Raw genomic sequence first — 23,818 nt, 5'->3', positions numbered from 1 at the left:
CCCATGGATCCGGCGACCCTGATCGGCATCGCCGCGGCGGCCGGCTCGCTGCTCATCATGATGATCATGGAGGGCTCCAGCCCCATGGCCATCATCCTGGTGCCACCGATGATCCTGGTGTTCGGCGGCACGTTCGGTGCGGCGATCGCCGGCTCGGCCATGGCCGACGTCATGAAGATCGGCGGCTGGTTCAAGCAGGCGCTGATGCCGGCGAAGGTGCCCCCGATCGCCGACCGCATCGCCACCCTGGTCTCCCTGGCGGAGAAGGCCCGCAAGGAGGGCCTGCTCGCGCTGGAGGCGCAGGTCAAGGACATCGACGACCCGTTCCTCAAGCGCGGGCTGCAGATGGGCATCGACGGCACCGACCCGGAGGAGCTGCGCACCGTCCTCGAGGGTGAGATCTCGGCCAAGAAGGGCGAGGACAAGGTCGCCGCCAAGTTCTTCACCGCGATGGGCGGCTACGCGCCCACCGTCGGGATCATCGGCACCGTCGTCGGCCTGATCCACGTGCTGGAGAACCTGTCCGACCCCGGCGCGCTGGGCCCGCTCATCGCCGGCGCGTTCGTCGCCACGCTCTGGGGGGTGCTCTCGGCCAACATCTTCTGGCTGCCCATGGGCGCCAAGATCACCCGGATCAGCGAGCTGCAGGCCGCGCAGATGGAGCTCCTGGTCGAGGGCATCACCGAGATCCAGGCCGGCACCAGCCCGCGCGCCGTCCGCCAGAAGCTGACCGCACTCGTGCCGCCCAGTGAGGTCGCGCGGGAGGCGGCATGAGCGGCTCCGCGCACCCGGGCCGCAAGCGCCCGAAGAAGCACGAGGAGGAGGAGCACGAGAACCACGAGCGGTGGCTGGTCTCCTACGCCGACATGGTCACCCTGCTCATGTGTCTGTTCATCGTCCTCTTCGCGATGAGCCAGGTCGACAAGGCCAAGTTCGCCGCCCTCGCCTCCGGCCTGTCGACCAGCTTCGGCGCACCGATCACCGCCCTGCCGGGCACCACGCCCCCGGGCTCGGTGCTCGACTCGCTGCCCGCGCCGGCCGACATCGCCCAGGGCATCGCCAACGGTCAGCAGGCCGACCAGGCCCAGGTCGCGAAGGCCGCCGCGGAGGCCGCCCTCCAGCGGGCACAGAACGTCGCCGGGGAAGCGCAGCACGCCTACGACGAGCTCGCCGCCGCGCGCGACAAGATCGACGCGGCGCTGCAGAAGGCGGGGTACGGCGGCGCCGCGCGGTACCAGATCGACGAGCGCGGACTGGTCGTGCACATCGTGGCCGACGCCGTCCTCTTCGACGCGGAGGAGGCCGTTCTCCGGCCCAAGGGCAAGCAGATCCTGGACGCCGTCGCCCCCACGCTGAGCGGGTTGCCCAACGTGCTGCGCATCGAGGGCCATGCCAACCACCTGCCGGTCACGCGCGGCGGCAAGTGGCCGTCGAACTGGGAGCTGTCGGCCTACCGGGCCACCACCGTGCTCACCTACCTGGCACACGACGGCGTCGCCGAACCGCGGATGTACGCCGCCGGGTACGGATCGACCCAGCCCCTCGTCCCGATCACCGACCCGACCGCGCTCAGCGTCAACCGTCGCGTCGACATCGTCGTCCTGTCCAACGCCTCGGCAGAGGCCAACGCCCTGCTGCCGGGGATCGACGCCGCCCATCAAGGAGTCACGCCATGAGCACCCGCACCAAGGAGAAGGCCGCGGAGACCGAGCAGGCTCCCACGAAGGGCAAGAAGAAGCTGCTGCTCGTCGTCCTGGTGCTGCTGCTCGCCGCGGGCGGCGCCGCGTACTTCTTCCTGTTCAGCGGGAGCTCGACGCCGAGCAAGCCGGTGTCCAGCGGCACCTTCCTGACGCTCGACCCGGTCGCGGTCAACCTGGCCGGCGGCGGCTACCTGAAGGTCGGGGTGGCACTGGAGCTGACGACGGACGGCGCCTCCGGCGGCGAGCACGGTGGCGTGGACGGCTCCAAGGCGACCGACCTCATCATCTCGACGTTCTCCCAGGCGGCGCCCGGCGACGTCACCGGCGCGCGCGACGCCCTGAAGGCCGCTCTCCAGCAGAAGATCATCGATGCCTACACCGAGGACCACAAGCAGCTGGTGATGGGCATCTACTACACGGACTACGTGACCCAGTGACGCCGTGACCCAGTAGCACCATCCGCCACACCCTCCCCGAGTGACCGGCGGCGCCACGGCGCCGCCGGTCAGGGTCGGTCCCGTCCCCGCCGATGAGGTGGAACGTGACCGAACCATCGACCGGACCGGCCCCCACGGAGCCGGATCCCCAGTCAGCGGCGGAGTCACCCGTCCCACCGGCCGAGACCTCCGCAGAGGCGCCCCCGGCGGCCGAGGACGCCGCCCCCGCCACCCCGTCCGTACCGGCCGCGGCCGAGGCGCCTGCCGCGCCCGCTCCTGCTCCCGCACCGGCCGCCCCGGCCGCCCCCGTCACGCCCGGCGGGCGCCGTCGTGGAACGCCGAAGACCTACGACTTCCGCCGGCCGACGAAGCTCTCCCGTGAACACGTCCGGGTGCTGCAGATCGCGCAGGAGGCCTTCGCCCGCCAGGCGACCACGATCCTCACCACGTTCCTGCGGGCGGGCGCCCGGCTGGAGCTGATCGGGATCGAGCAGTCCTCCTACGACGACTACATCGTCACCCTGCCGAACCCGGTCTACATCTCCACGTTCAGCCTCGAGCCGATGGCCGGGAAGGGGATGCTCGCCTACCCGCTCGACATCGCCATGGCGATCGTCGACCACATGCTCGGTGGTTCAGGCAACGCCGACCAGCCCAGCCGGCCGATGACGGCGATGGAGACCACCATCACCAACCACCTGCTGGACCGGTTGCTCGACGAGTTCGCGGTGTCGTTCGCGACGATCACCGACATCCAGCCGGCTCTCCTCGGACACGAGTACAACCCCCAGCTGGCCCAGGCCGCCGCGGGCTCGGACACCGTGATGGTCGCGTCGTTCACGATGTCGGTGGGCAGCCGGGAGGGCGAGGCCACGCTGGTCCTGCCGTTCTCCTCGTTCGCGCAGGCGCTGAACAACGCGGCGTCCCCCCAGCTGTCGGACTCCGCGCTGGCCAAGCGCAAGCGCGCCGCCGAAGCGCTGACCGCGCGGCTGAACCTCGTGCCGGTCGACGTCAGCGTGCGCTTCGCGCCGCTGACCGTCTCCTCGGCCGACCTGCTCTCCCTCGCCGTCGGTGACGTGCTGCTGCTGCGGCACCCCCCGGACGCGCCGCTGGAGGTCACCACGAACGACGTGACGTTCGCCTACGCGATCGCCAGCAACCACCGGCGCCGTCTGGCCGCCGCCATCGTCCCGACCCCGTACGCCGCCGCGAAGGACACAGCATGAGCACCGACACGTCGCAGGACTCCCAGACCGTCTCCGCGGTGGTCACCGCGGCCGCCCGCGCGGCCGCCTCCCTCGTGCCCGCCACGGTCGAGCTGATCCCCGGGAACCCGGTCAGCGACCCGGACGCCGTCCCGCTGCCGCCCGGCGCCACGTCCGCGGTCGCGGCCGGGCTGTCCGGCGAGGTCAGCGGGGACATGGTCCTGGTCATCTCCGCCGACGTGGTGGAGGCCCTGAACAACTCCCCCGTCGGCAAGATGGACGTCGCCGCCGCGCTGCGGCCGGCCCTCGAGGCCGCCGCGGCCACGCTGGGCCGCGTGCGCGTCGCCTCCGAGCGCATGGAGGAGCCGGTCGCCGCCCTGGACGGGCTCCGCGACAAGGGCATGTTCGTCGCCGTTCCGCTGCTCGCCGACGGCGAGCACCAGGCCACGTTCGCCCTCCAGGTCACCCTCCCGAACACCCGTAGCCAGCGCGGCAGCCTCGACCTGCTGCGGCACGTCGCCATGGAGGTGACCGTCGAGATCGGCCGCACCCGCATGACCGTGCAGGAACTGCTCTCGCTGCACCCGGGCGAGGTGGTCGAGCTCGACCGTGCGGCCAGTGCCCCTGCCGACCTGCTCGTCAACGGCACGCTGATCGCCCGCGGCGAGGTCGTCGTCGTGGACGAGGACTTCGGTCTGCGGATCAGCGAGATCGTGACCGATGCCGCCGAGCTGGGGGCCGTTTCCGCATGACCTGGATGATCATCCGGCTGATCCTGTCCCTGGGCTTCATCGCCGTCGTGCTGCTCTGGGCCGCGCGGCTGGCGAAGAAGAAGGGCCTGGGTCAGGGCAACGGCCTCATCGAGGTCGTCGCGCGGCAGCGCATGGGCCGGTCCAGCACCGTCAACGTCGTCCGCATCGCCGACGTCGTCCTGGTCATCGGTGCCACGGAGGAGCAGGTGACCCTGCTCGCCGAGGTCGACTCCGAGATCGTGGACTCGGCGCTGGCCGCGCGCCGCCTGCCGGCCCCGCGGCCCGCGGCCAACGCCACCACGGCGGACGCTGCCCCCGCGTCGGCCGGTGCGAGTGTCGTCACCGCGCGCACGTCGAGCGGCGCGCTGGCCGGCTCGGTCTTCGACCCCGCCGGCTGGGGCACGTTCGTGCACTCGCTGCGCGAGCGGACGGTGCGCAAGCCGTGACGGCGTCGACCGCACGCCGCGCCGCGGCGGCCGGCGGCACCACGAGGGTCCCGTCGACCCGTCGGCGTGCGGCCCTGGTGCTGCTGCTCGCCGTGCTCAGCAGCGTGGCTCTGGCCGTCCTGGCCGGGCCCGCCTCGGCCGCGCCGACCTCCCCGGTCGCCCCCACCGCGCCGGTCTCGCCGGTGGTGCCCGGCGCCGGCACGGTCGACATCTCCGTCGGCGACGGCACACCCAGCTCCTCGATCACGCTGATCCTCGCGATCACGGTGCTGTCGATCGCCCCGTCGGTCCTCCTGCTGTGCACCTCGTTCACCAAGATCATCGTGGTGCTCGGGCTCACCCGGAACGCGCTGGGCCTGCAGACGTCGCCGCCGAACCAGGTGCTCACCGGCATCGCCCTGTTCCTGACGCTGTTCGTCATGGGGCCCGTCTTCTCCGACATCAACAAGGACGCCGTCCAGCCGTACATGGACGGAACCATGACGGTGTCGCAGGCCTACGACGCCGGCGTCGTCCCCCTGCAGAAGTTCCTGCTCGCCAACACCCGCGAGGACGAGCTCAAGCTGATGATCGGCCTCTCGGGCGAGGAGGCGCCCAAGGACAAGGCCGACGTCAGCATGACCACGCTGATCCCGGCGTTCGTGCTCTCGGAGCTCAAGAGCGCCTTCATCATCGGGCTGGTCATCTTCATCCCGTTCCTGGTGCTGGACATGCTGGTCAGCGCCTCGCTCATGGCGATGGGCATGATGATGGTGCCGCCCACCATCGTGTCGCTGCCGTTCAAGTTGCTGCTCTTCGTCGTCGTCGACGGCTGGGCGCTGATCACCACAGCCCTCGTGCACTCCTACGGAGGCGGTGGTTAGCCATGAGCGACGCAGACGTCACCCAGATCGCGGCCCAGACGATGATGCTGGCCGCGAAGGTCGCCGCCCCCATCCTGCTGACCGCTCTCCTGGTCGGTTTCCTGATCTCGCTCTTCCAGGCGGCGACCCAGATCCAGGAGCCGACGCTGTCCTTCGTGCCGAAGATGATCGCCGTCGCCATCGCGCTGCTGGTCACCGGCAACTGGGTGCTCTCCGAGCTGGTCAGCTTCACGCAGGCGCTGTTCCACCAGCTGCCGGCGCTGCTCGACCGGACCTGAGGCCGCCATGGACCTCTCGGTCCCGGCGACGACGCTGGCGGCACTCCTGCTCGGGACGGCGCGTGCCACCGGGTTCGTGCTGCTGGCCCCGCCGTTCAACTCGAAGGCGATCCCCGGCCCGGTCAAGGCCGCCTTCGCCATGGCCCTGTCGGTGCTGCTCTCGACCAAGATCGCGGCGGGCCTGCCGGCGCCCACGGCCGGCTATCTCGTCGTCACCGCGCTGACCGAGGTGGTCATCGGTGCGGCCCTCGGCTTCGTCGTCCAGGTGCTCTTCACGGCCGTGCAGATGGCCGGCGACCTGATCGACGTCACCGGCGGTTTCTCGCTGCAGCCCGCCTTCGACCCGCTGTCCATGACCCAGCACGCCACGGTCGGCCGGCTGCACTACCTGCTGGCCATCACGCTGCTGTTCACCAGCGGCGGGCACCTGCTCATCGTGCGGGGGTTCGCCACCTCCTACGTCGGCCTGCCGGTCGGCGGGAACGTGCCGACGGACCAGATCGCGGCGGTCATGGTGAAGGCGTTCTCGATGATGTTCCTGGCCGGGCTGCAGATCGCCGGGCCCATGGTCGCCGTCCTGCTGCTGGCCGACGTCGCCCTGGCGCTGCTCAGCCGGGCCGCCCCCGCGCTCAACATGTTCCAGCTGGGCTTCCCGGTGAAGATCATGCTGACGCTGACGATGCTCGGCCTGACCTTCCCGCTGCTACCGCCCGCCCTGGACGCCCTCATGGAGCACGCCACCCGCGCGATGCTCTCGCTGCGGGGGGGCTGACCGGTGGCGGTGAGCCGTGGCTAAGGACGGCCCGGGTGGTGAGAAGACCGAGAAGCCCACTCCCCAGCGCCTGAAGAAGGCGCGCAAGGAAGGGCAGATCCCGCGTACCCAGGAACTCGGCACCTGGCTCGGCGTCGCGGCGGCCAGCGTGCTGCTCCCGGGGCTGGTGAGCAACTCGTTCGACGCCGTGCAGAAGCTGTTCCTGCAGGTCGGCGCCGTGGCCAAGCACCCCGAGACGGAGGCACTGTCGGCCCTGATGGGTCAGGCGCTGTCGGCGTTCGTCACGACCCTGCTCCCGATGGCGGTCGGGATGATGGTGGTCGGTACGGCCGCCTCGGCGGCCCAGGGCGGCGTCACGGTGTCGACCAAGTCGATGAAGCCGACGCTGAAGAAGCTCAACCCCTTCCCCGGGATCAAGCGCATGTTCGGCACCCAGGGCCTCTGGGAGACGACCAAGGCGCTGATCAAGACCGCGGCGCTCGGCACCGTCGTGATCATCACCAGCGACCGGGCTCAGCACCTGGTCTCCTCCGCCGGTGCCCTGCCGCTGTCGGCGGTGGCGGCCACGTTCACGTCCTCGGCGATCATGATGTTCCGCGTCGTCGCGATCACCGGGCTGCTCATCGCGGTCGCCGACTACGTCGTCGTCCGCATGAAGACGATGAAGAAGCTCAAGATGAGCAAGTACGAGATCACCCAGGAGCACAAGCAGTCCGAGGGTGACCCGCACATGAAGGCGCACCGTCGCGGGGTGGCGCTGTCGATGTCGCGCAACCGCATGATGGCCGACGCCGCCGAGGCCGACGTTCTGCTGGTCAACCCCACCCACGTCGCCGTCGCGCTGAAGTACGACCCGGCGAAGGGCGCCCCCCGGGTGGTCGCGAAGGGCGCCGGCGAGGTCGCCGCGCGACTGCGTGCGATCGCTGCCGAGAACCGCGTGCCCATGGTGCAGGACATCCCGCTCGCCCGGGCGCTGCACTCCTCCTGCGAACTGGGGCAGGAGGTGCCGGCGCAGCTGTTCACCGCCGTGGCCCGCGTGCTGGCCTTCGTCATGCACCTGGGGGCGCGCGGCGTGAAGGGCGGTTTCCACCGGCCGGGCTTCGAGCCGCCGGAGACCAAGGACCTGCCGAAGGCCGGCCGCCGCCGCATCGCCGCCTGAGCCCGTGATGATCAGCGTCGCTGATCATCACGGGTCCTCCCTCACGGTCGACGGTGAGGGAGGACCCGTTTCGGTGAGGTGGGACGGCGCCATCGGCGGGGGTACCGGCGGCTGACGGCCCTGCCGATGAGGAGGGGGTGAGCCAGCGTCCGTCGTCCCCGCGCGGGGTGGACGCATGAAGAACGTGAGCAAGGTGGCCGTCCCCATCGGGGTCGTCGCCATCGTCCTGATGCTCGTGGTCCCGCTGCCGGCGGCGATCCTCGACCTGCTGCTCGGCCTGAACATCACGTGCTCGCTGCTGATCCTGCTCGTCTCGATGCAGATCAAGAAGCCGCTGGACTTCGCGGTCTTCCCCTCCCTGATCCTCATCGCCACGCTGTTCCGGCTCTCGCTGAACGTGTCCTCGACGCGGCTCGTGCTCAGCGACGGCTACGCCGGCAAGGTCATCGAGGCGTTCGGCCACTTCGTCATCGGCGGCTCGCTGGTCGTCGGGCTCGTGATCTTCGTGATCCTCACGATCATCCAGTTCGTGGTCATCACGAACGGTGCCGGCCGCGTCGCCGAGGTCGGGGCCCGCTTCACCCTCGACGCCATGCCCGGTAAGCAGATGGCCATCGACGCCGACCTGAACGCGGGGCTGATCAACGAGGCGCAGGCCCGCAAGCGTCGCTTCGAGGTGACCGCGGAAGCCGACTTCTACGGCTCGATGGACGGTGCGTCGAAGTTCGTCAAGGGCGACGCGATCGCCGGCATCATCGTCACGATCATCAACCTGATCGGCGGCTTCGCCATCGGGGTCATCCAGAAGGGCATGGCGCCGGGCGACGCCGTATCCACGTACTCGCTGCTGACCGTCGGCGACGGCCTGGTCTCCCAGATCCCCGCCCTGCTGCTCTCGACCGCGACCGGCATCATCGTGACCCGGTCGGCCACCGAGGGCGACATGGGCACCGACCTGCTCGCGCAGCTCGGCCGGTTCAAGCAGCCGATCCGGATCGCCGGAGGCGCGGCCATCGCGCTCTGCCTGATCCCCGGGCTGCCGAAGCTGCCGTTCCTCGTCATCGGTTCCGCCTTCCTCATCATGGCCGCCCGCATGTCGGAGGTGGCGCCGGTCGACGAGGAGGCCGAGGCCGCGGCGGCCGCGCTCGAGAACGAGCCCAAGCCCGACTCCCCCGAGGCCATCGCCGAGAAGATGCGCGTCGACCCGCTGGAGCTCGAGGTCGCCTTCGACCTCGTCGAGCTGGTGGACCCGACCCGCGGCGGTGACCTGCTCGACCGGGTCAAGGCGCTGCGCCGCAAGGTCGCGATGGAGACCGGTCTGGTCATCCCGCTGGTCCGCACCCGCGACAACCTGGACCTCCCCGGCTCCCAGTACGTCATCTGGCTCAACGGCGTGCCGGCGGCGAAGGGCATCTCGCCGAGCGGCACGGTGCTCGCCATCGGCGACAATCTCGACGGACTGCCGGGCAAGGCGACGCGCGAGCCCGTCTTCGGCCTTGCCGCCAAGTGGGTCCCGGTGGAGCTGCAGCGCCAAGCCGAGCTGTCCGGCGCGACGGTCGTCGACCGCTCGTCGGTCATCACGACCCACCTCGCCGAAGTCGTCCGGCAGAACGCCGCCGACCTGCTCGGCCGCGAGGACGTGCGCCTGCTCGTCGAGATGGTCCGCCGCACGCATCCCGTCGTCGTCGAGGAACTGACCCCCACCCTGCTCACATTGGGAGAGGTGCAACGCGTGTTGCACGCGTTGCTCGAAGAGGGTGTGTCGATCCGGGACCTGGTGCGCATCTTCGAGGCACTCTCTGTACGTGCAAAGACGTCCACCGATCTCGACGGTCTCGTCGAGGCGGCCCGGGCGGCACTCGGCTCGGCGATCAGTCATCCGTACGTGACGCCCGACGAGCGCCTCCACGTCTTCACGCTCGACCCCGGCTTCGAGCAGCGCCTCCTCGAGGCGGTCCGGCCGAGCGACGCCGGGCTCGTGCTCGCCCTCGACGCCGGCGCCATCGATGCCCTCGTCCACGGCTGCAGCGGCCTGCTCGAAGAGGCCGAGCGGTCGGGTCTGTCACCCGTCCTCGTCTGCTCGCCCCAGGTCCGGGCCCCCCTGGCCCGCCTGATGCGGCAGGTCCTGCCCCGCCTGCCGGTGATCTCCTACGCCGAGGTCTCCCGGACGGCACAGATCGAATCGCTGGGAGTTGTGAGCGGTGCCGTTGCGATCCGTTGAGGCCGCCACGCGCGACGACGCGATCGCCGCGGCGCGCGAACAGTTCGGTCCGTCCGCCCGCGTGGTCGGCGTCCGCCGCGTGCGCTCCGGTGGCGTGCTCGGGTTCTTCGCGACCGAGCGGTACGTCGCCGAGGTGGCCCCGGATCTGACCAAGCCCGCGGTGCCCCCGACGGCCCGTCAGGACGACGTCCCGGCGGACTTCTCCTCGCCGCTGGCCACAGCCTCTCCCGCGCGCGCCCGCGCCGCGGCTCCCGCTCGCAACGGCGCCGCCGCGTGGGCCGCCGAGGCGTCCCGCACCACCGACGGCCCCGCCGCTCCGGCCGCCCGTACGTCCGCGCCGTCCTGGCAGGCCGCTCCGGCGAAGCGCCCGGTCGACGACGAGCGGGTGAACGAGTTCGCCTCGCTCCTCGCCGCCAAGCAGCAGGAGGCAGCGGCCCCGGCGTACGGCCGGGCCGCGTTCCCGCGTGCCTCGGCGGCGCGCCCGACGGCCTACCCCGCTGCACCCCTCGACGAGGGCGCTGCGCCGATCGGCCGCGACGGGGACCGGCGCGTGCTCCCCGGCGACGACGTCCCCGACGCGCCGTCCCCCTTCACCGCCGCGCTCGCGCGGATGGTGGCCGGCGACCGCGAGGTCCGCCAAGCGGTCGAGGAGGCCCTCGTCCGGCCCGGCGCCAGCCGGACCGGCGTGGACCCGGGACCGGTGCGCATCGACGAGACAGCGGCGCCGACTTCCCCGGCACCGCAGGAGGAGGAACCGGTGGGAGATCAGGTCATCGCGCCCTCCTCGAGCATGGCCCAGACGGTCGAGGTGCCCACCTGGGCGGCCGAGCCCGAGGTCGTGACCCCGTCGGTCTCCTCCCGGGAGGAGGCCATCGCCGAGGTGCTGCGCGACGCGCTGGCGCAGGGGCACTCCGACGAGGCGCTCGCCGGCATCCTCCGCAAGGTGCTCGACGGCGCATCGCCGGACACCTCGCTGACCGCTCCCGCCTCGCCGGACGTGGTCCTCGAGGACGACGTCGTGCAGTTCGGCGCGCCCGCCGTCGAGCCGACGGACCGGTACGCGGACGCCGGGATCGGCACCCCGGCCGCACCGGCCGCACCGGCCTCACCGGCCTCACCGGCCTCAGCATCGTCGGCCCCCGAGGTCGTCGTCGCGGAAGACGTCGCGCTGGAGTCCGTCCCCATGCTCGACGAGTCCGTCCTCGAGGTCCCCGCGTTCGAGGCACCCGCGTTCGAGGGTCCCGAGTTCGAGCCGGCCTTCGCCTCGGCCGCCGTCGAGACCCCCGTGTACGACCTCCCTGCCCACGAGGCGCCGGTCACCGGTGCCCCCATGTTCGAGGTGCCCGTGCTCGAGACCCGCGCGGCGACGCCGGACGACCGTCCCCTCGACCCGTTCGCGCCTGTCGTCCGGCAGGCGGCTCCGGTTCCGGCGTGGGTGCTGTCCCCCGCCACCTCGATGTGGGGCCCGCCCACGATGTCGGCGACGCTGTGGGGGGAGCCCGCCACGCCGGTCGCTCCCAGCACCTCGACGTACACCCCGATCTGGGCCGAGGCGAGCGCGCCGGAGCCGATCATCGTGGCCGAGACGCTCGAGCCGTCGCTGTTCGAGGAGCGTGCCGAGGTCTTCCCCGCGGAGACGATCGCCCACGATGTCGTGGCCGAGGAGCCGGCGCCCGCCGAGGAGGTGGTCGACGCGCCGATGGAGACCGCCGCGCCCACGGTCGAGGAGCCCCTCGTCGAGGAGCCCCTGGTCCAGGACGTCGTCATGGAGGACGGGGTCGAGGATGTCCTGGTCGAGAATGTGGTCGAGGACGTCGTCGTCGACGAAGCCGCGGTCATCGAGGACGCCGCCGAGGAACCCGCGCCGCTGCTCGCCCGTACCGCGAGCGACCCCGCACCGATGATGTCGTTCGACTCCACGACGATCATGCCGCCGCTCTCCCTGCTTCCCCCGCTGCCGGGTTCGCGGGGCCGTGGCCGCCCGCCGGTTCCCCCGGCACCCTCGCGCCGCTCGTCGGCGTCGGCCGCCGCCCCCACGGCGCCGTCTGGCCCCGTCGTCGAGCCGGAGGCCCCGCAGACCGACGCCGCTCGCGTCTCGACCGACGACGTGTGGGCGACGGTGACCCGGCTCCCCGTCGCGCCGCTGATGGCGCGCCCGGAGGTCCTCGAGCTGCCCGAGCGCCTGTTCGACCCGTCCCCCGAGGCGGCCACCGGGCTCGTGAGCGACGACGCTCCCGCCGCGATCGCGACCGGAGCAGTCGCCGACCGGCTCGTCGAGCTGGGTGTCCCCCGCGGCCTGCTCGGCGCCACCTTCGCCGACGACGTCGCCGCGCGCGGCACGTACGCGGCGCTGACCCGCGCGCTCGCACTCCACCTGCCGAAGGCGCCGGAGCTGCCGAACGGTGCGGGCGAGGTGCTGTTCCTCGTCGGCCCGGGCATCGAGACCCTGCGGACGGCGCAGACGCTGGCCGCCTCCCTGCGGCTGGACCCCGACCGCGTGCAGTGGGCCACCCGCGGCGACCTGGCCGGCCTTGCTCCCGAGAGCAGCCGGGTGACCACGGTGGGCGCGGCGATGAACCGTCGCGACGACGCCGCCGTCGCCGGCACCGTGACCATCGTGGCCGTGGACGCCCCGATGCGCGCCGACGCGTACTGGACCACCCAGATGATGACGATCTTCGACCCGGTGGCGGTCTGGGCCGTCGTCGAGGCGACCCGCAAGCCCGAGGACCTGGAGCCGTGGCTGGCCCGGCTGCCCCAGGTGGACGCCATCGTCGTCCAGGACACCGACCTCAGCGCCGACCCGGCCGCCGTGATCCGCCGCGTGGACGCCCCGGTGGCCCTCATCGACGGTGCGCGCGCGACGCCGCACCGGTGGGCGTCGCTGCTCTGTGAGCGGCTGGAGAACCCGCAGACATGAGCCCGTTGCGCTGGGACGTGCTCCTCGTCGGGTTCGTGCTGGCCCTGCCCGTTCTCGCGCTCGGGCTCCGCGGAGACCTCACGACCGAAGAGATGGTGACGCGCCTGCCGTGGTGCCTCGCGGCGGGCTGGGGCGTCGTGGCCCTGCTGCGGGCGGTGGCGACTCCGCGGCCCTCCGGCCCGGCGGCCCGGTCGGCGCGTCAGCCGGGGACGCCGTCCGACCCCGAGAACGTCGACGGCCAGCACGCGCCGACCGACTGACCGGTCGCCGGCGCCCTTCAGGGGTGTTGTGCACGGTTCCCGGGTCGTGCGGGACCCACGAAGCGTCAACTCGACCCCTGGAGCGGTTGTCCACAGCCTCTGCGGCTGTCCACCGATCATGGGGGGACCCCTCCGGCCGGTCGCGTGCGCCGCAGGGTCGTCGGATGACCGACATCGACGAGGTACCGGACGGCCTCCTCCTGCGGCGCGATGCCGTCACCTCCGGCATCTCGGACGGCGAGCTGGGCCGGCTCACCCGCGCCGGGGAGCTGCAGCGGCTGCGGCGGGGCGCCTACGTCGACGCAATCCTCCCCACGAGCCGGACCGAGCGGCACCGGCTCCTCATCCGGGCGACCTTGGCCGGCCTGCGGCGAGAGGCGGTGGTCAGCCACCAGTCCGCGGCCGTCCTGCACGGGCTGCCGATGTGGGGTGTCGCCCTCGACCGCGTGCACATCACCCGCCGTCCGCGCGCCTGGAACGACACCAGCTCGACCCTCTGCTGTCACGTCGCGAGACTCCGGGACGACGAGGTCGTGGACGTCGACGGCGTCCTGGTCACCGATCCGATCCGCACTGCGCTGGATCTGGCGCGGTCGCTGCCCCACGAGGTCGCGGTCGTCGCTCTCGACGCCGCCCTCAACCAGCAGCTCCTCTCGCACGAGGGACTGCGCTCGCGCCTGTTCGACATCGTGGGTGCACCGGGCAGCCGGAGTGCGGCCCGCGCCGTCGCTGCTGCCGACGGGCGGAGCGAGAGCGTCGGGGAGTCCCGCAGTCGCGTGGTGCTGCACCGCTGGAAGCTCCCGCCGTCGGAACTCCAGTTCGAGGTCCGCACGGAGACGGGCCTGCACGTGGCGCGGACGGACTTCGCCTGGGAGGAGCACCGGCTCGTCGGCGAGTTCGACGGCCGCATCAAGTACGGGCGGCTGCTACGCCCCGGCCAGGATCCCGGGGACGCCGTCTTCGAGGAGAAGCTCCGCGAGGACGCCGTCCGCGACGAGGGGTGGAGCGTCGTGCGGTGGGTCTGGGCGGACCTGCAGCGCCCCGACCGGCTGGCCGCCCGGGTGCGGCGGGCCAAGGAACGGGCAGCGCTCCGGCGGTGACCCGCTCCGGGGGTGTTGTGCACACTCCGGGACCTCTGCAGGACCCCTCGACCGCGCACAACACCCCGGGAGCGACGGTCAGAGCGGGAGGTCCTCCAGCATCTCGGTGACCAGCGCGGCGATCGGCGAACGTTCCGAGCGGGTCAGGGTGACGTGCGCGAAGAGCGGGTGCCCCTTCAGCGCCTCGATGACGGCGTTCACGCCGTCGTGCCGGCCGACGCGCAGGTTGTCCCGCTGCGCCACGTCGTGGGTGAGCACCACCCGTGAACCGGAGCCCAGCCGCGACAGGACGGTCAGCAGCACGCCGCGCTCGAGCGACTGCGCTTCGTCGACGATGACGAACGAGTCGTGCAGCGACCGCCCGCGGATGTGCGTCAGCGGCAGCACCTCGATCAGCCCCCGGGAGTCGATCTCGTCGATCACCGCCGGGGAGACGAGCGCGCCCAGGGTGTCGTAGACCGCCTGCGCCCAGGGCGACATCTTCTCGTTCTCGCTGCCCGGGAGGTACCCGAGCTCCTGGCCGCCGACGGCGTACAGGGGCCGGAAGATGACGACCTTCTTGTGCGCCCGCCGCTCCATCACCGACTCCAGGCCCGCGCACAGCGCCAGCGCCGACTTGCCGGTGCCGGCCCGGCCGCCGAGGGAGACGATGCCGATGTCGGGGTCCAGCAGCAGGTCGAGGGCGATCCGCTGTTCGGCCGACCGCCCGTGCAGCCCGAACGCCTCCCGGTCTCCGCGCACCAGCCGGACCTGCTTGTCCGCGGTCACCCGGCCCAGCGCCGAACCCCGCGAGGAGAGCAGGACCAGCCCCGTGTGCGGCGGCAGCTCGCCCGCCGCCGGCACGAACGCCTCGCCGGCCTCGTACAGGCCGTCGAGCTCGGCGTCGTCGAGGGAGATCTCGGCCATGCCGGTCCAGCCGGCGTCCTTGGCGTCGTGCATCCGGTAGTCGTCGGTGTCCAGGCCGACGGCCGCCGCCTTCACCCGCAGCGGCACGTCCTTGGTGATCAGCGAGACGTCGCGGCCCTCGGCGCGCAGGTTGAGCGCGACCACCATGATCCGGCTGTCGTTGCTGTCGTTGCGGAAGCCGGCCGGCAGCACCGACGGATCGCTGTGGTTGAGCTCGACGTGCAGGGTGCCGCCGTCCTCACCGACGGGCACGGGCGCGTCCAGCCGCCCGTGGGTCACCCGCAGGTCGTCCAGGATGCGCAGCGACTGACGGGCGAACCAGCCGAGTTCGGGGTGGTCGCGTTTCGCCTCGAGTTCCCCGACCACGACGAGCGGGAGGACGACGTCGCAGTCGCCGAAGCGCAGGAGCGCGCCCGGGTCGGAGAGCAGGACGGAGGTGTCGAGCACGAACGTACGACGAGTGGTCACGAGGCGTCTCCCGTGGGGCGCACGGCGCGCCCCCGCTCGATGGTGGCCGGGCCCCGGCGCAGAGGCCGGGTTCCGGCCCCCCTGGTCGACGAACTCGTCAGCACCAACCGGGCCTCCCGTGGACGGCGAGGGCAGCTCGTCATCCACTGCGGACGCTAGGCCGCCCGGGTGACAGATTCGTGTCCTCTACCCCTATCGAGATCCGGCGTGTCCCCCGAAGGGGTACCAGACGTCCCAGTAACCCCACCCGTGGAGCGGTCTCAGCCCGGATCGGGCGGGTCGTGGACGGCGGGACGCTCGACGGTGTCGGTCCGTGCGGGGGGCAGGACCTCCCAGCCGCGGGGCCGGTCGCGCGCTCGGTCGCGGGGCCGGTCGGCGGTCCGATCGCGGAGTCCGCGGCGGGGTCGGAGAGCGACGAGCGCCCACAGCAGGGGGACGACGAGCACGGGCCACTGCAGCGAGAGATCACCCACCCACAGCAACCCCAGGATCAGGAGAACGGCGAGCCAGCCCGCCGTCCACAGCCCGAGGAACCGGGCCGCCCGAGGGTCTCGGCGGGACATGCTCAGCGGGTCCGCAACTCGGCGGCGACGGCCCCCGGGGTGAGCGGCTCGTCGAGCAGCCGCACGAAGCGGTCCTCGACGGGCTGGTCGGCGGGCCGGTCGTCCAGCCAGCGGCTGAGCAGGTCGTACCCCTCGACGTAGGTGGAGATGTACGCGCGCCAGAGGGGATCGGTGAGGAAGCGGATCTGCTGGGTGGCCCGGTCCTGGTTCACCAGCGACCAGCGCTGCAGGTAGGCGCTCACCTCGTCGGCGTCGGCGCCGCGGTCGTGCAGCAGGATGGCGGCGTCCTGCCGGACCCGGTTGAGCGGCGCGGCAGCGGCCGCCAGGCGCTCGGCCAGGTGCCCGTCGAAATGCAGGCCGAGGTCGCCGAGAATCTCCGCCGCCCACGGGCCCCAGCCCTCGCCGACCGACGCCGGGATGCCGAGGTCGGCCAGCCCCTCGGCCATCAGGCACTCGGGGGTGTTGACCAGGAAGACGGTGTGCTCGACGCGGTCGGCGCGCTCGACCAGGCCGAGCTCCTTGCGGCAGTGCTCGGTGTGGTGGCCGGGGTAGGACTCGTGGGCGACGAGGTGCGGCAGCGCGCTGAGCCGGTGCGGCAGGTCGGCGTTGATCGCCACGCGGGACCGGTAGTCCCCCTCGTAGAAGTTGAACCCCGACCAGGGCTTGTCGGTGACCACCTCGTACCGGACCGTCTCCACCTCCGGCAGGCCGTAGAGCCCGCGCGCGCGGTCGCGAAGCGCGCTGGACAGCGCCTGCACGGCGACCTCCAGCCGGTCGGGCGGGCACTCCTCGCGCCGGCGATGGGCGGCGAAGCGCTCGGCGAGCGTGCCGTCGCCGGGCAGCAGCGCGTCGAGTTCGGCGTGCGCGACGGCGTACTCCTCGGGGTCGCCGAGCGTGACGTCGACCTGGAAGTAGGCGGCGACCTCGTCGACGAAGCCCACCGGCTCGCCGCTCATCTTGCGCCCCGTGCACTCCAGTCCGGTCAGCTGGCCGCGCAGGAACTCCTGCCGGTCGGCGGGGAGCCCCGCGGCGTCCAGGTCGCGCAGCAGCTCCCGCGCCCGGTCGCGCAGGCCCAGCGGTGTGGGCGCCGGCTCGTCGCCTACCTGCGCCCGAATGCGGGGGTCGCCGGTGTAGGCGTCCACGAAGCCGGCCTCCAGCCGGTCGAAGCGCAGCCCCAGCCGCACGTACTCGAGGGGGATGTCGAGGGCTCCAGCCGGCATGGCCCGAGTCTGTCAGCCACCGAAGCGGCGGTGCCGCGCGGCGTAGTCGCGCAGCGCGCGCAGGAAGTCCACCCGGCGGAAGTCCGGCCAGTACACGTCGGTGAAGTGGAACTCGGTGTTCGCCGTCTGCCAGAGCAGGAAGCCCGACAGCCGCTGCTCGCCGCTGGTCCGGATGACCAGATCCGGATCGGGCTGCCCGCGGGTGTAGAGGTGGGCGGCGATGTGCTCGACCTCCAGGCCCTCGACCAGTTCGTCCAGCGGGGTGCCCCGCTCGGCGTGCTCGGCGAGCAGCGAGCGGACGGCGTCGGCGATCTCCCGTCGTCCGCCGTATCCGACCGCGAGGTTCACGGTGGCACCGGGCCGGTCGCGGGTGTCCTCCTCGGCCTGCTTGAGGACGGCGACGGTCTCCGGCGGCAGCACCTCCGGCGCCCCCATCGCCCGCACCTTCCACCGCCGGCCGGGACGGGACAGGTCGACCGCGACGTCCTCGATGATCTGCATCAGCGCGCTCAGCTCGGGCTCCGGCCGCCGCAGGTTGTCCGTCGAGAGCATGAAGAGGGTGACGACCGCGACGCCCGCGTCGTCGCACCAGCCGAGCAGGTCCACGATCTTGTCCGCGCCCCGCCGGTGCCCGTGGGCGACGTCCTCCAGCCCGATGGCCTTCGCCCAGCGCCGGTTGCCGTCCATGATCACGCCGACGTGTCGCGGGATGTCGGCACCCTCGAGTGCCCGGGCCAGCCGGCGCTCGTAGACCAGGGTCAGCACATCGCGAACCGTCTGGCGCACCCCCACGGGGCCACACTAAGCCTCCCGCCCGCGGCCGGCCGGACGCCTTACCGGACGCGTTTCCGGACGACGCCGGACCGGTACCGCCCTCCCCCCACGGAAGTCACAGGCCGTTCAGGATGACGCGCAACCTACGGCTCCGTAACCTCGGAGCATGAGCGCCCTTCCCCCCCAGAACGAGCCCGTCCGGGTGGAGGCCGACGGCGCCGAGCTCGAGGCGCCGCGCGACCAGGCCATGACCGCCGTCCTGGAGGAGGGCGACCACGCGGACCACGTCTGGACGGCGTCGGACTTCCGCGACGAGGACTGGGAACACCCCGACACCCGGCCGCGGATGCGCGGCTGGCTGCACCTGTTCGCGTTCTTCGGCGCCATCGTCGCGGGCGCCGTCCTGATCCCGCTCGCCTCGGTGCAGGGCGCCCGGGCGGGCTTCTCCGTCGCCGTCTACAGCCTGACCATCTGTGGCCTGTTCGGCATCAGCGCGCTCTACCACCGGCGCCGGTGGTCACCCCGCGGCTGGAAGATCATGAAGCGGCTCGACCACTCGATGATCTTCCTGTTCATCGCGGGCACCTACACGCCGTTCGCGCTGCTCGCCGTCGATGAGCCCACCGGCTACTGGGTGCTCGGCGGCGTGTGGGTCGGGGCACTCGCCGGCGTCATCCTCAAGCTCAGCTGGCCGACCGCGCCGCGCTGGCTGGGCGTGCCGCTCTACATCGGGCTCGGCTGGGTCGCCGTGTTCGTGCTCACCGACATCCTGCACATCGCCGGCGTGACCTCGATGGTGCTGCTGGCCGTCGGGGGTCTGCTGTACACCGCCGGCGGGGTGGCTTACGGGGTCAAGCGGCCCAACCCGTGGCCGGGGACCTTCGGGTACCACGAGGTGTTCCACGCGATGACGATCGTCGCGGCGATCTGCCACTACATCGCCGTCTACTTCGCGGTCTACAACAGTCCCTTCGTCTGAGTGGCGGTCAGCTGAAGGGCTTGCGGTCGTCCAGGCGGACCGACAGCCGGCCCGCGGTGCGCCAGGTGCGGGCCACGAGATCGCGGTCGGCGTCGGTGATCAGGTTGCCCATCACCCGCAGCGCGACCGTCATCAGCCCCCGGGAGCGCATGCCCACAGGACCGGCCGCGGGGAGGAAGCGGGGCAGCGTGAGCAGCCCGGCCAGCCGGCGGGCGATGGAGAACGCCTCGCCGTAGTGCTGCTGCAGCGTCGCCGGCCAGGCCGCCGTCCAGTCCGCCTCGCCGACGTGGTCCACGACCAGGCGCCCGGTCTCCAGGCCGTAGTCGATGCCCTCGCCATTGAGCGGGTTGACGCACCCGGCCGCGTCGCCGATCAGCGCCCAGTTGCGGCCGGCGACGCCGGACACCGCCCCGCCCATGGGCAGCAGCGCCGACGCCGGCGCCCGGACGCCGCCCTCGATCTGCCACTCGTCGCGGCGGGCGTCGGTGTACGTCTCGAGCAGGGCCTTGAGCTGCACCCCGGCCGGACGGCGGGCGGTCGCCAGCGTGCCGACGCCGATGTTCACCTCGCCCGCCGCCGCGCCCAGCGGGAACACCCAGCCGTAGCCGGACAGCAGCTCGCCCTGCTCCCCACGCAGCTCGAGGTGCGAGGAGATCCACTCGTCGTCGCTGCGCCCGGAGCGCACATACCCCCGGGCGGCCACGCCGTAGGCGGTCCCCCGGTGCCACTCCCGGCCCAGCAACCGGCCCAGCGGGGAGCGCACGCCGTCGGCGACCACCAGCCGGCGGCAGGCCACCCGGAACCGCTCGTCATCGGCGGACTCGAAGACCACCGCGGTGACCCGGTCGCCGTCCCGCTCGACGTCCACGGCCCGGGCGCCGTCCAGCGGGGCCGCGCCGTCCTCCAGCGCGACCTCCCGGATCCGCGCGTCGAGCTCCGTGCGGGGGACGGCGCTGCCGTGGTCGGGGAACGCGCCGCCGGGCCAGGGCAGCTGCCACTCGCGGCCGAACCCGGCGGCGCGGAGCCCTCGGTTGCGCGCGTGCCCGCGCACCCAGTCGCCCAGCCCGAGGGCGTCCAGTTCCGCGATCGCCCGCGGCGTCAGGCCGTCGCCGCAGGTCTTGTCGCGGGGGAACACGGCGGCGTCGGCGAGGACGACGTCGTGCCCGGCGCGCGCCGCCCAGGCCGCGGCGGCGGACCCGGCGGGACCGGCGCCCACGACGAGGACGTCGGTGGCTGCGGGGGCTGCACGGACCGGCACGTCGTCCAGTGTCCCTGGCGGGTCACCCGACCTGCGGACCGCGTCCTCGGACCTCCTCCACCGACGCCATCGCATCGCGGAGTTCGGTCAGCCAGTCGTCGGCATGCTGACCGACCAGCCGCACCGCCCAGGCCAGCGCCTCCGACCGCGAGCGGGCCACGCCGGCGTCGACCAGGGTGTCGAGCACCAGCCGCTCGCGCTGGCGCAGCCGCGTCATCACCGGCACGGATGCGTTGGTGAAGATCTCCCGGTCCTCGCCGCACGCAGCACCCCAGGCGACCGACCGGCCGTAGCGCTCCTGCGCGGCGTCGGCGATGGCCATGCGCTGCTGGCGGGTCTCCTCCCGGAACCGGCTGATCCGTCCCGCGCGGGCGGCGGCGGGGTCGCCCTCCCCCGACTCCGGCTCGGCGAGCGTGCCGACGACGGTGATCTCGTCGCGGTCGATCGCCAGGTCCACGGGACCGGTGAACCAGGCGTCGGGCAGCCGGCCGGCGAACCAGCCCGCCACCTCGGCGCGCTCGATCGGCGGGGCGGCATCCGCGCCGCGGCCTCTGCCGCGCCCACGCCCGAACCCGGGACCGAACGCGGCGTCGGCGAATCGATGTCCATGCATGGTGGCCTCCCGACCGATCGCAGTGGCGATTACACAGTTACAAGGTAATCGTCTCCGTCGTCGCTGGGAAGAAACAGGCCTTCGCCGAGAGAGAACATCGTGATTGACATCGGATACTCGATATCGAATACTTTTTCTCGATCACTGGAGGTGCCGTGTCCCGTCGCCGGGTGTCCAACCCGCTCGCCCTCGCCGTCCTGGCGTGCCTGTCCGAGCGCCCGATGCACCCCTACGAGATCTCCACGACCCTGCGGACCCGTGGCAAGGAACAGAGCATCAAGCTCAACTACGGATCGCTGTACTCGGTGGTCGAGTCGCTGCAGAAGCACGGCTTGATCGCCGCGCGGGAGACCACGCGGGAGGGACGGCGTCCCGAGCGGACCGTCTACGAGATCACCGCGGCCGGCCAAGAGGAGTTCGAGGACTGGCTGGCGGAGCTGCTGTCCACGCCGGTGCGCGACTTCACGTCGCTGGAGGCGGGTCTCTCGCTGATGCCCGGCCTGCCCCCGGACGAGGTCGTGCGGCTGCTGAGCGAGCGTGCGGAGCGGCTGCGCATGGACCTGCGCGCCCTGGACGCGAACCTCGAGGTGGCACAGGAGCGGGCACTCCCCGAGCTCTTCCTCGTCGAGAGCCGGTACCGCCGCTGCCTGGTGACCGCGGAACTGGACTTCGTCAGCGCCCTGGCCCGCGACATCCGGGCCGGCACCTTCGCCGGGACGACGATCTGGCGACGCATCCACGAGCTCCGCGCCGAGGGTCTGGCGTTCGAGGAGATCCTGGGCGATCCGGTCGCCCATCTCGGGGAGGAGGCCCGCGCGCTCGCACCGCAACCGCCGGCCTGACCCGGCGACAGAGAACCCCTGCCCGGTGCGGCAACACCGGACAGGGGCCCGAACACCCGAGGCGGACCGCACGCGGCCCATCCCGAGGCGCATCTCCACGATAGGCGCGGCGGACCCCCTCCATCCCCGAGGGAGTTTCCGCATGTCCGCTCCACCCCGCGTCGCCCTGGCGGCCGCCGATCTCGTGAAGACCTATCGCTCCGGCCGCGGCGCACCGCCGGTCCGCGCCCTCGACGGCCTGTCGCTGCAGGTCGACACCGGCAGCGTCTTCGCTCTCCTCGGCCCGAACGGCGCCGGGAAGTCCACCACCGTCCGCATCCTCACCACCCTGTCCCGACCCGATTCCGGCGGCGCCCGGGTCGCCGGACTCGACGTCCTCCGCCGTCCTGAATCCGTCCGTCGGGCGATCGGCCTGGTGTCGCAGAAGCCGTCGGGTGACCCGATGGCGACCGGGCGAGAGAACCTCGTCCTCGCCGCACGCATCCAGGGCCTGTCCGGCATCGACGCCCGCGCCCGGACCCAGCAGCTACTGGATCGCTTCGGGCTCGCCGACGCCGCCGACCGGCTGGTGAAGACGTACTCCGGCGGGATGGCGCGCAAGCTCGACGTCGCGCTGGGCGTCGTCCACTCGCCGCGGGTGCTGTTCCTCGACGAGCCCACCACCGGACTCGACCCCGAGGCGCGGACGGACATGTGGTCCGAGATCTCCCGGCTCGCCGCGGACGAGGCGGTCACCGTCCTGCTGACCACCCACTACCTCGAGGAGGCCGACCGGATGGCCGACCGCCTGGCGATCGTCGACGCCGGACGCATCGCGGTCGAAGGAACGCCGGAGGAACTGAAGCGGGCCCTGCGGGGGGACACCGTGCAGGTCCAGCTCGCGGCACCGACCGCGGTTCCGGCCGGCATCGCCGTGCTCGGGCGACTGCCCCACCTGCACGACGTGACCGCGGAAGGAACGGTCCTGCGGGCCCGTGCGGACGGCGGGGCCGGCGCGGTGCCCGCGGTGCTCGCGGCGCTCGACCAGGCCGGCCTCACCGCGGAATCGGTCACCGTCGGCCGGCCGTCGCTCGACGACGTCTACCTGCGCCACGTCGGCCGGAGCTTCGAGGTGGCGGCATGAGCACGCTGACGACGACGCCGACCCCGACAGCGGCCCCCGGCGGTTCGCTGCTGCAGCACTCGGCCTACCTGACGGCGCGTTCCACCCGCGCCCTGTGGCGCCAGCCGGCGTTCGCCGTCGCCACGCTGGTGCAGCCGATCATCTGGCTGCTGCTGTTCGGGGAGCTCTTCCGCTCCGTGGTCGAGCTGCCGGGGTTCGCTCAGCGCGGCTCGTACCTGGAATTCATCACCCCGGGCGTGGTGACGATGACGGCGCTGTTCTCCAGCGGCTGGGCGGGCACCGTCTACATCGAGGACATGAACCGCGGGGTCATGGACCGACTGCTCGCCTCTCCGGTGCGGCGGGGCGCGATGATGATCGGCACCCTCGCCTACCAGGGGCTGACGACGGTGTTCCAGACCCTGGTCGTCGTCGGGGTGGCGCTGCTGGCCGGCGCCCGGTTCCCCGGCGGTCCGGTGGGCGTCGCCGTCACCCTCGTCGCGGCCGTGCTGATCTCGGTGATCGTGGCCTCGCTGTCCAACGCCCTGGCGCTGCTGCTCCGTCAGCAGGAGGCGCTCATCGGGATCAGCCAGTTCGTGGTGCTCCCCCTGCAGTTCCTCTCCTCCGCGGTGATGGACACCCGCCTGTCCCCCGGGTGGGTGCAGACCGCGGCGCGCTACAACCCGGTCGACTGGGCCGTGGTCGCCTCGCGCGAGGCCTTGTCAGCGGGCACCGACTGGGGCGCGGTCTGGCCGCGACTGGGTCTCCTGGTCGCGCTGGCCACGGCGATGGCCTACCTGGGCACCCGCGCGTTCGGCCGGTACCAGCGCTCGCTGTGAGGCGTGGCGGTCGGGACGGCGCACCGCCGTCCCGACCGCCGGTCGTCACGGAGTGTGGCGGGGTGATCTTCGTTTCGCGAACCAGAACGCGCACTGGGCCGAATGACCGCCGCTCTTTGGCAGTAATCAGCCGGACGACGT

General features: G+C 72.4%; 24 protein-coding genes. 18 read left to right on the top strand and 6 right to left on the bottom strand.

Annotation, left to right across the window (positions count from 1 at the left end; genetic code table 11):
• Positions 1–3: 3 nt before the first annotated feature.
• The 14 genes from AC2H4J_RS03000 (at position 4) to AC2H4J_RS02935 (ending at position 14,113) form a co-directional block, all read left to right on the top strand.
• Complete coding sequence (locus AC2H4J_RS03000; protein ID WP_487463337.1) at positions 4–774, top strand: motility protein A; 771 nt, start codon at positions 4–6, stop codon at positions 772–774.
• The gene (locus tag AC2H4J_RS02995; RefSeq protein ID WP_487463336.1) at positions 771–1,676 is read left to right on the top strand and encodes a flagellar motor protein MotB; all 906 of its coding nucleotides are present in this window, start codon (positions 771–773) and stop codon (positions 1,674–1,676) included. The genes AC2H4J_RS03000 and AC2H4J_RS02995 overlap by 4 nt, the downstream gene beginning before the upstream one ends.
• On the top strand, positions 1,673–2,137 hold the full coding sequence (locus tag AC2H4J_RS02990) for a flagellar basal body-associated FliL family protein (RefSeq protein WP_487463335.1): 465 nt from the start codon (positions 1,673–1,675) through the stop codon (positions 2,135–2,137). The genes AC2H4J_RS02995 and AC2H4J_RS02990 overlap by 4 nt, the downstream gene beginning before the upstream one ends.
• Positions 2,138–2,241: 104 nt before the next feature.
• A complete protein-coding gene (locus AC2H4J_RS02985) occupies positions 2,242–3,363 on the top strand; it encodes a flagellar motor switch protein FliM (protein WP_487463334.1) in 1,122 nt (373 codons plus the stop codon).
• Positions 3,360–4,094, top strand: a complete 735-nt coding sequence (fliN, locus tag AC2H4J_RS02980) for a flagellar motor switch protein FliN (protein WP_487463333.1) — start codon at positions 3,360–3,362, stop codon at positions 4,092–4,094. Before AC2H4J_RS02985 ends, fliN begins: the two co-directional genes overlap by 4 nt.
• Positions 4,091–4,540, top strand: a complete 450-nt coding sequence (locus tag AC2H4J_RS02975; protein WP_487463332.1) for a FliO/MopB family protein — start codon at positions 4,091–4,093, stop codon at positions 4,538–4,540. Before fliN ends, AC2H4J_RS02975 begins: the two co-directional genes overlap by 4 nt.
• The gene (gene fliP / locus AC2H4J_RS02970; protein WP_487463331.1) at positions 4,537–5,403 is read left to right on the top strand and encodes a flagellar type III secretion system pore protein FliP; all 867 of its coding nucleotides are present in this window, start codon (positions 4,537–4,539) and stop codon (positions 5,401–5,403) included. Before AC2H4J_RS02975 ends, fliP begins: the two co-directional genes overlap by 4 nt.
• A 2-nt stretch (positions 5,404–5,405) precedes the next feature.
• Complete coding sequence (gene fliQ, locus AC2H4J_RS02965; protein ID WP_487463330.1) at positions 5,406–5,681, top strand: flagellar biosynthesis protein FliQ; 276 nt, start codon at positions 5,406–5,408, stop codon at positions 5,679–5,681.
• A gap of 7 nt (positions 5,682–5,688) precedes the next feature.
• Positions 5,689–6,453, top strand: coding sequence for a flagellar biosynthetic protein FliR (gene fliR / locus AC2H4J_RS02960; RefSeq protein ID WP_487463329.1), 765 nt, complete (start codon positions 5,689–5,691; stop codon positions 6,451–6,453).
• A gap of 16 nt (positions 6,454–6,469) precedes the next feature.
• A complete protein-coding gene (locus AC2H4J_RS02955) occupies positions 6,470–7,612 on the top strand; it encodes an EscU/YscU/HrcU family type III secretion system export apparatus switch protein (protein WP_487463328.1) in 1,143 nt (380 codons plus the stop codon).
• Positions 7,613–7,787: 175 nt separating this feature from the next.
• Positions 7,788–9,833 (top strand): flagellar biosynthesis protein FlhA, encoded by a 2,046-nt coding sequence (gene flhA / locus AC2H4J_RS02950; RefSeq protein WP_487463327.1) that lies wholly within the window; start codon positions 7,788–7,790, stop codon positions 9,831–9,833.
• Positions 9,814–12,753: a hypothetical protein gene (locus AC2H4J_RS02945; RefSeq protein ID WP_487463326.1), complete on the top strand. Its 2,940-nt coding sequence runs from the start codon at positions 9,814–9,816 to the stop codon at positions 12,751–12,753. The genes flhA and AC2H4J_RS02945 overlap by 20 nt, the downstream gene beginning before the upstream one ends.
• Positions 12,750–13,013: a hypothetical protein gene (locus AC2H4J_RS02940; protein ID WP_487463325.1), complete on the top strand. Its 264-nt coding sequence runs from the start codon at positions 12,750–12,752 to the stop codon at positions 13,011–13,013. Before AC2H4J_RS02945 ends, AC2H4J_RS02940 begins: the two co-directional genes overlap by 4 nt.
• Positions 13,014–13,177: 164 nt before the next feature.
• Positions 13,178–14,113: a type IV toxin-antitoxin system AbiEi family antitoxin domain-containing protein gene (locus tag AC2H4J_RS02935; RefSeq protein ID WP_487463324.1), complete on the top strand. Its 936-nt coding sequence runs from the start codon at positions 13,178–13,180 to the stop codon at positions 14,111–14,113.
• A 78-nt stretch (positions 14,114–14,191) separates the two neighbouring features.
• On the opposite strand, the gene phoH2 is transcribed toward AC2H4J_RS02935, so the two are convergent.
• From phoH2 to AC2H4J_RS02915, 4 genes are all read right to left on the bottom strand, one after another.
• Positions 14,192–15,487 carry an RNA 5'-3' helicase PhoH2 gene (gene phoH2 / locus AC2H4J_RS02930; protein WP_487463323.1) on the bottom strand — a complete coding sequence of 432 codons (1,296 nt, stop codon included), beginning with the start codon at positions 15,485–15,487 and terminating at the stop codon, positions 14,192–14,194.
• Positions 15,488–15,747: 260 nt separating this feature from the next.
• Positions 15,748–16,050, bottom strand: a complete 303-nt coding sequence (locus AC2H4J_RS02925) for a hypothetical protein (RefSeq protein ID WP_487463322.1) — start codon at positions 16,048–16,050, stop codon at positions 15,748–15,750.
• Between the two features lie 2 nt (positions 16,051–16,052).
• Positions 16,053–17,270, bottom strand: a complete 1,218-nt coding sequence (locus AC2H4J_RS02920) for a DUF885 domain-containing protein (protein WP_487463321.1) — start codon at positions 17,268–17,270, stop codon at positions 16,053–16,055.
• A gap of 12 nt (positions 17,271–17,282) precedes the next feature.
• Positions 17,283–18,062, bottom strand: coding sequence for an isoprenyl transferase (locus AC2H4J_RS02915; RefSeq protein WP_487463320.1), 780 nt, complete (start codon positions 18,060–18,062; stop codon positions 17,283–17,285).
• Between the two features lie 148 nt (positions 18,063–18,210).
• On the opposite strand from AC2H4J_RS02915, the gene trhA reads away from it, so the two are divergent.
• Entirely contained in the window at positions 18,211–19,023 is an 813-nt protein-coding gene (trhA, locus tag AC2H4J_RS02910) for a PAQR family membrane homeostasis protein TrhA (protein ID WP_487463319.1), read from the top strand.
• 7 nt (positions 19,024–19,030) lie between these two features.
• Here the strand turns inward: trhA and AC2H4J_RS02905 are convergent, their stop codons facing one another.
• Complete coding sequence (locus AC2H4J_RS02905) at positions 19,031–20,281, bottom strand: geranylgeranyl reductase family protein (protein ID WP_487463318.1); 1,251 nt, start codon at positions 20,279–20,281, stop codon at positions 19,031–19,033.
• A 22-nt stretch (positions 20,282–20,303) separates the two neighbouring features.
• Positions 20,304–20,894 carry a hypothetical protein gene (locus tag AC2H4J_RS02900; RefSeq protein WP_487463317.1) on the bottom strand — a complete coding sequence of 197 codons (591 nt, stop codon included), beginning with the start codon at positions 20,892–20,894 and terminating at the stop codon, positions 20,304–20,306.
• Positions 20,895–21,049: 155 nt separating this feature from the next.
• On the opposite strand from AC2H4J_RS02900, the gene AC2H4J_RS02895 reads away from it, so the two are divergent.
• The 3 genes from AC2H4J_RS02895 (at position 21,050) to AC2H4J_RS02885 (ending at position 23,677) form a co-directional block, all read left to right on the top strand.
• Positions 21,050–21,736, top strand: coding sequence for a PadR family transcriptional regulator (locus AC2H4J_RS02895; protein ID WP_487463316.1), 687 nt, complete (start codon positions 21,050–21,052; stop codon positions 21,734–21,736).
• A gap of 142 nt (positions 21,737–21,878) precedes the next feature.
• Entirely contained in the window at positions 21,879–22,859 is a 981-nt protein-coding gene (locus tag AC2H4J_RS02890; protein WP_487463315.1) for an ATP-binding cassette domain-containing protein, read from the top strand.
• Positions 22,856–23,677, top strand: coding sequence for an ABC transporter permease (locus tag AC2H4J_RS02885; RefSeq protein WP_487463314.1), 822 nt, complete (start codon positions 22,856–22,858; stop codon positions 23,675–23,677). The genes AC2H4J_RS02890 and AC2H4J_RS02885 overlap by 4 nt, the downstream gene beginning before the upstream one ends.
• Positions 23,678–23,818 lie beyond the last annotated feature (141 nt).

The sequence above is a fragment of the Blastococcus sp. OS1-29 genome (assembly GCF_057628075.1).
The sequence above is the reverse complement of the archived record's forward strand: the minus strand, read 5'-3'. Positions and strand labels throughout refer to the sequence as shown.

Bases quoted from the DNA above. Each gene is read 5' to 3' on its own strand.
- AC2H4J_RS03000 (WP_487463337.1), top strand. From the start codon at position 4: ATGGATCCGGCGACCCTGATCGGCATCGCCGCGGCGGCCGGCTCGCTG.
- AC2H4J_RS02995 (WP_487463336.1), top strand. From the start codon at position 771: ATGAGCGGCTCCGCGCACCCGGGCCGCAAGCGCCCGAAGAAGCACGAG.
- AC2H4J_RS02990 (WP_487463335.1), top strand. From the start codon at position 1,673: ATGAGCACCCGCACCAAGGAGAAGGCCGCGGAGACCGAGCAGGCTCCC.
- fliN (WP_487463333.1), top strand. From the start codon at position 3,360: ATGAGCACCGACACGTCGCAGGACTCCCAGACCGTCTCCGCGGTGGTC.
- AC2H4J_RS02975 (WP_487463332.1), top strand. From the start codon at position 4,091: ATGACCTGGATGATCATCCGGCTGATCCTGTCCCTGGGCTTCATCGCC.
- fliQ (WP_487463330.1), top strand. From the start codon at position 5,406: ATGAGCGACGCAGACGTCACCCAGATCGCGGCCCAGACGATGATGCTG.
- fliR (WP_487463329.1), top strand. From the start codon at position 5,689: ATGGACCTCTCGGTCCCGGCGACGACGCTGGCGGCACTCCTGCTCGGG.
- flhA (WP_487463327.1), top strand. From the start codon at position 7,788: ATGAAGAACGTGAGCAAGGTGGCCGTCCCCATCGGGGTCGTCGCCATC.
- AC2H4J_RS02940 (WP_487463325.1), top strand. From the start codon at position 12,750: ATGAGCCCGTTGCGCTGGGACGTGCTCCTCGTCGGGTTCGTGCTGGCC.
- AC2H4J_RS02935 (WP_487463324.1), top strand. From the start codon at position 13,178: ATGACCGACATCGACGAGGTACCGGACGGCCTCCTCCTGCGGCGCGAT.
- AC2H4J_RS02925 (WP_487463322.1), bottom strand. From the start codon at position 16,050: ATGTCCCGCCGAGACCCTCGGGCGGCCCGGTTCCTCGGGCTGTGGACG.
- AC2H4J_RS02920 (WP_487463321.1), bottom strand. From the start codon at position 17,270: ATGCCGGCTGGAGCCCTCGACATCCCCCTCGAGTACGTGCGGCTGGGG.
- trhA (WP_487463319.1), top strand. From the start codon at position 18,211: ATGAGCGCCCTTCCCCCCCAGAACGAGCCCGTCCGGGTGGAGGCCGAC.
- AC2H4J_RS02900 (WP_487463317.1), bottom strand. From the start codon at position 20,894: ATGCATGGACATCGATTCGCCGACGCCGCGTTCGGTCCCGGGTTCGGG.
- AC2H4J_RS02890 (WP_487463315.1), top strand. From the start codon at position 21,879: ATGTCCGCTCCACCCCGCGTCGCCCTGGCGGCCGCCGATCTCGTGAAG.
- AC2H4J_RS02885 (WP_487463314.1), top strand. From the start codon at position 22,856: ATGAGCACGCTGACGACGACGCCGACCCCGACAGCGGCCCCCGGCGGT.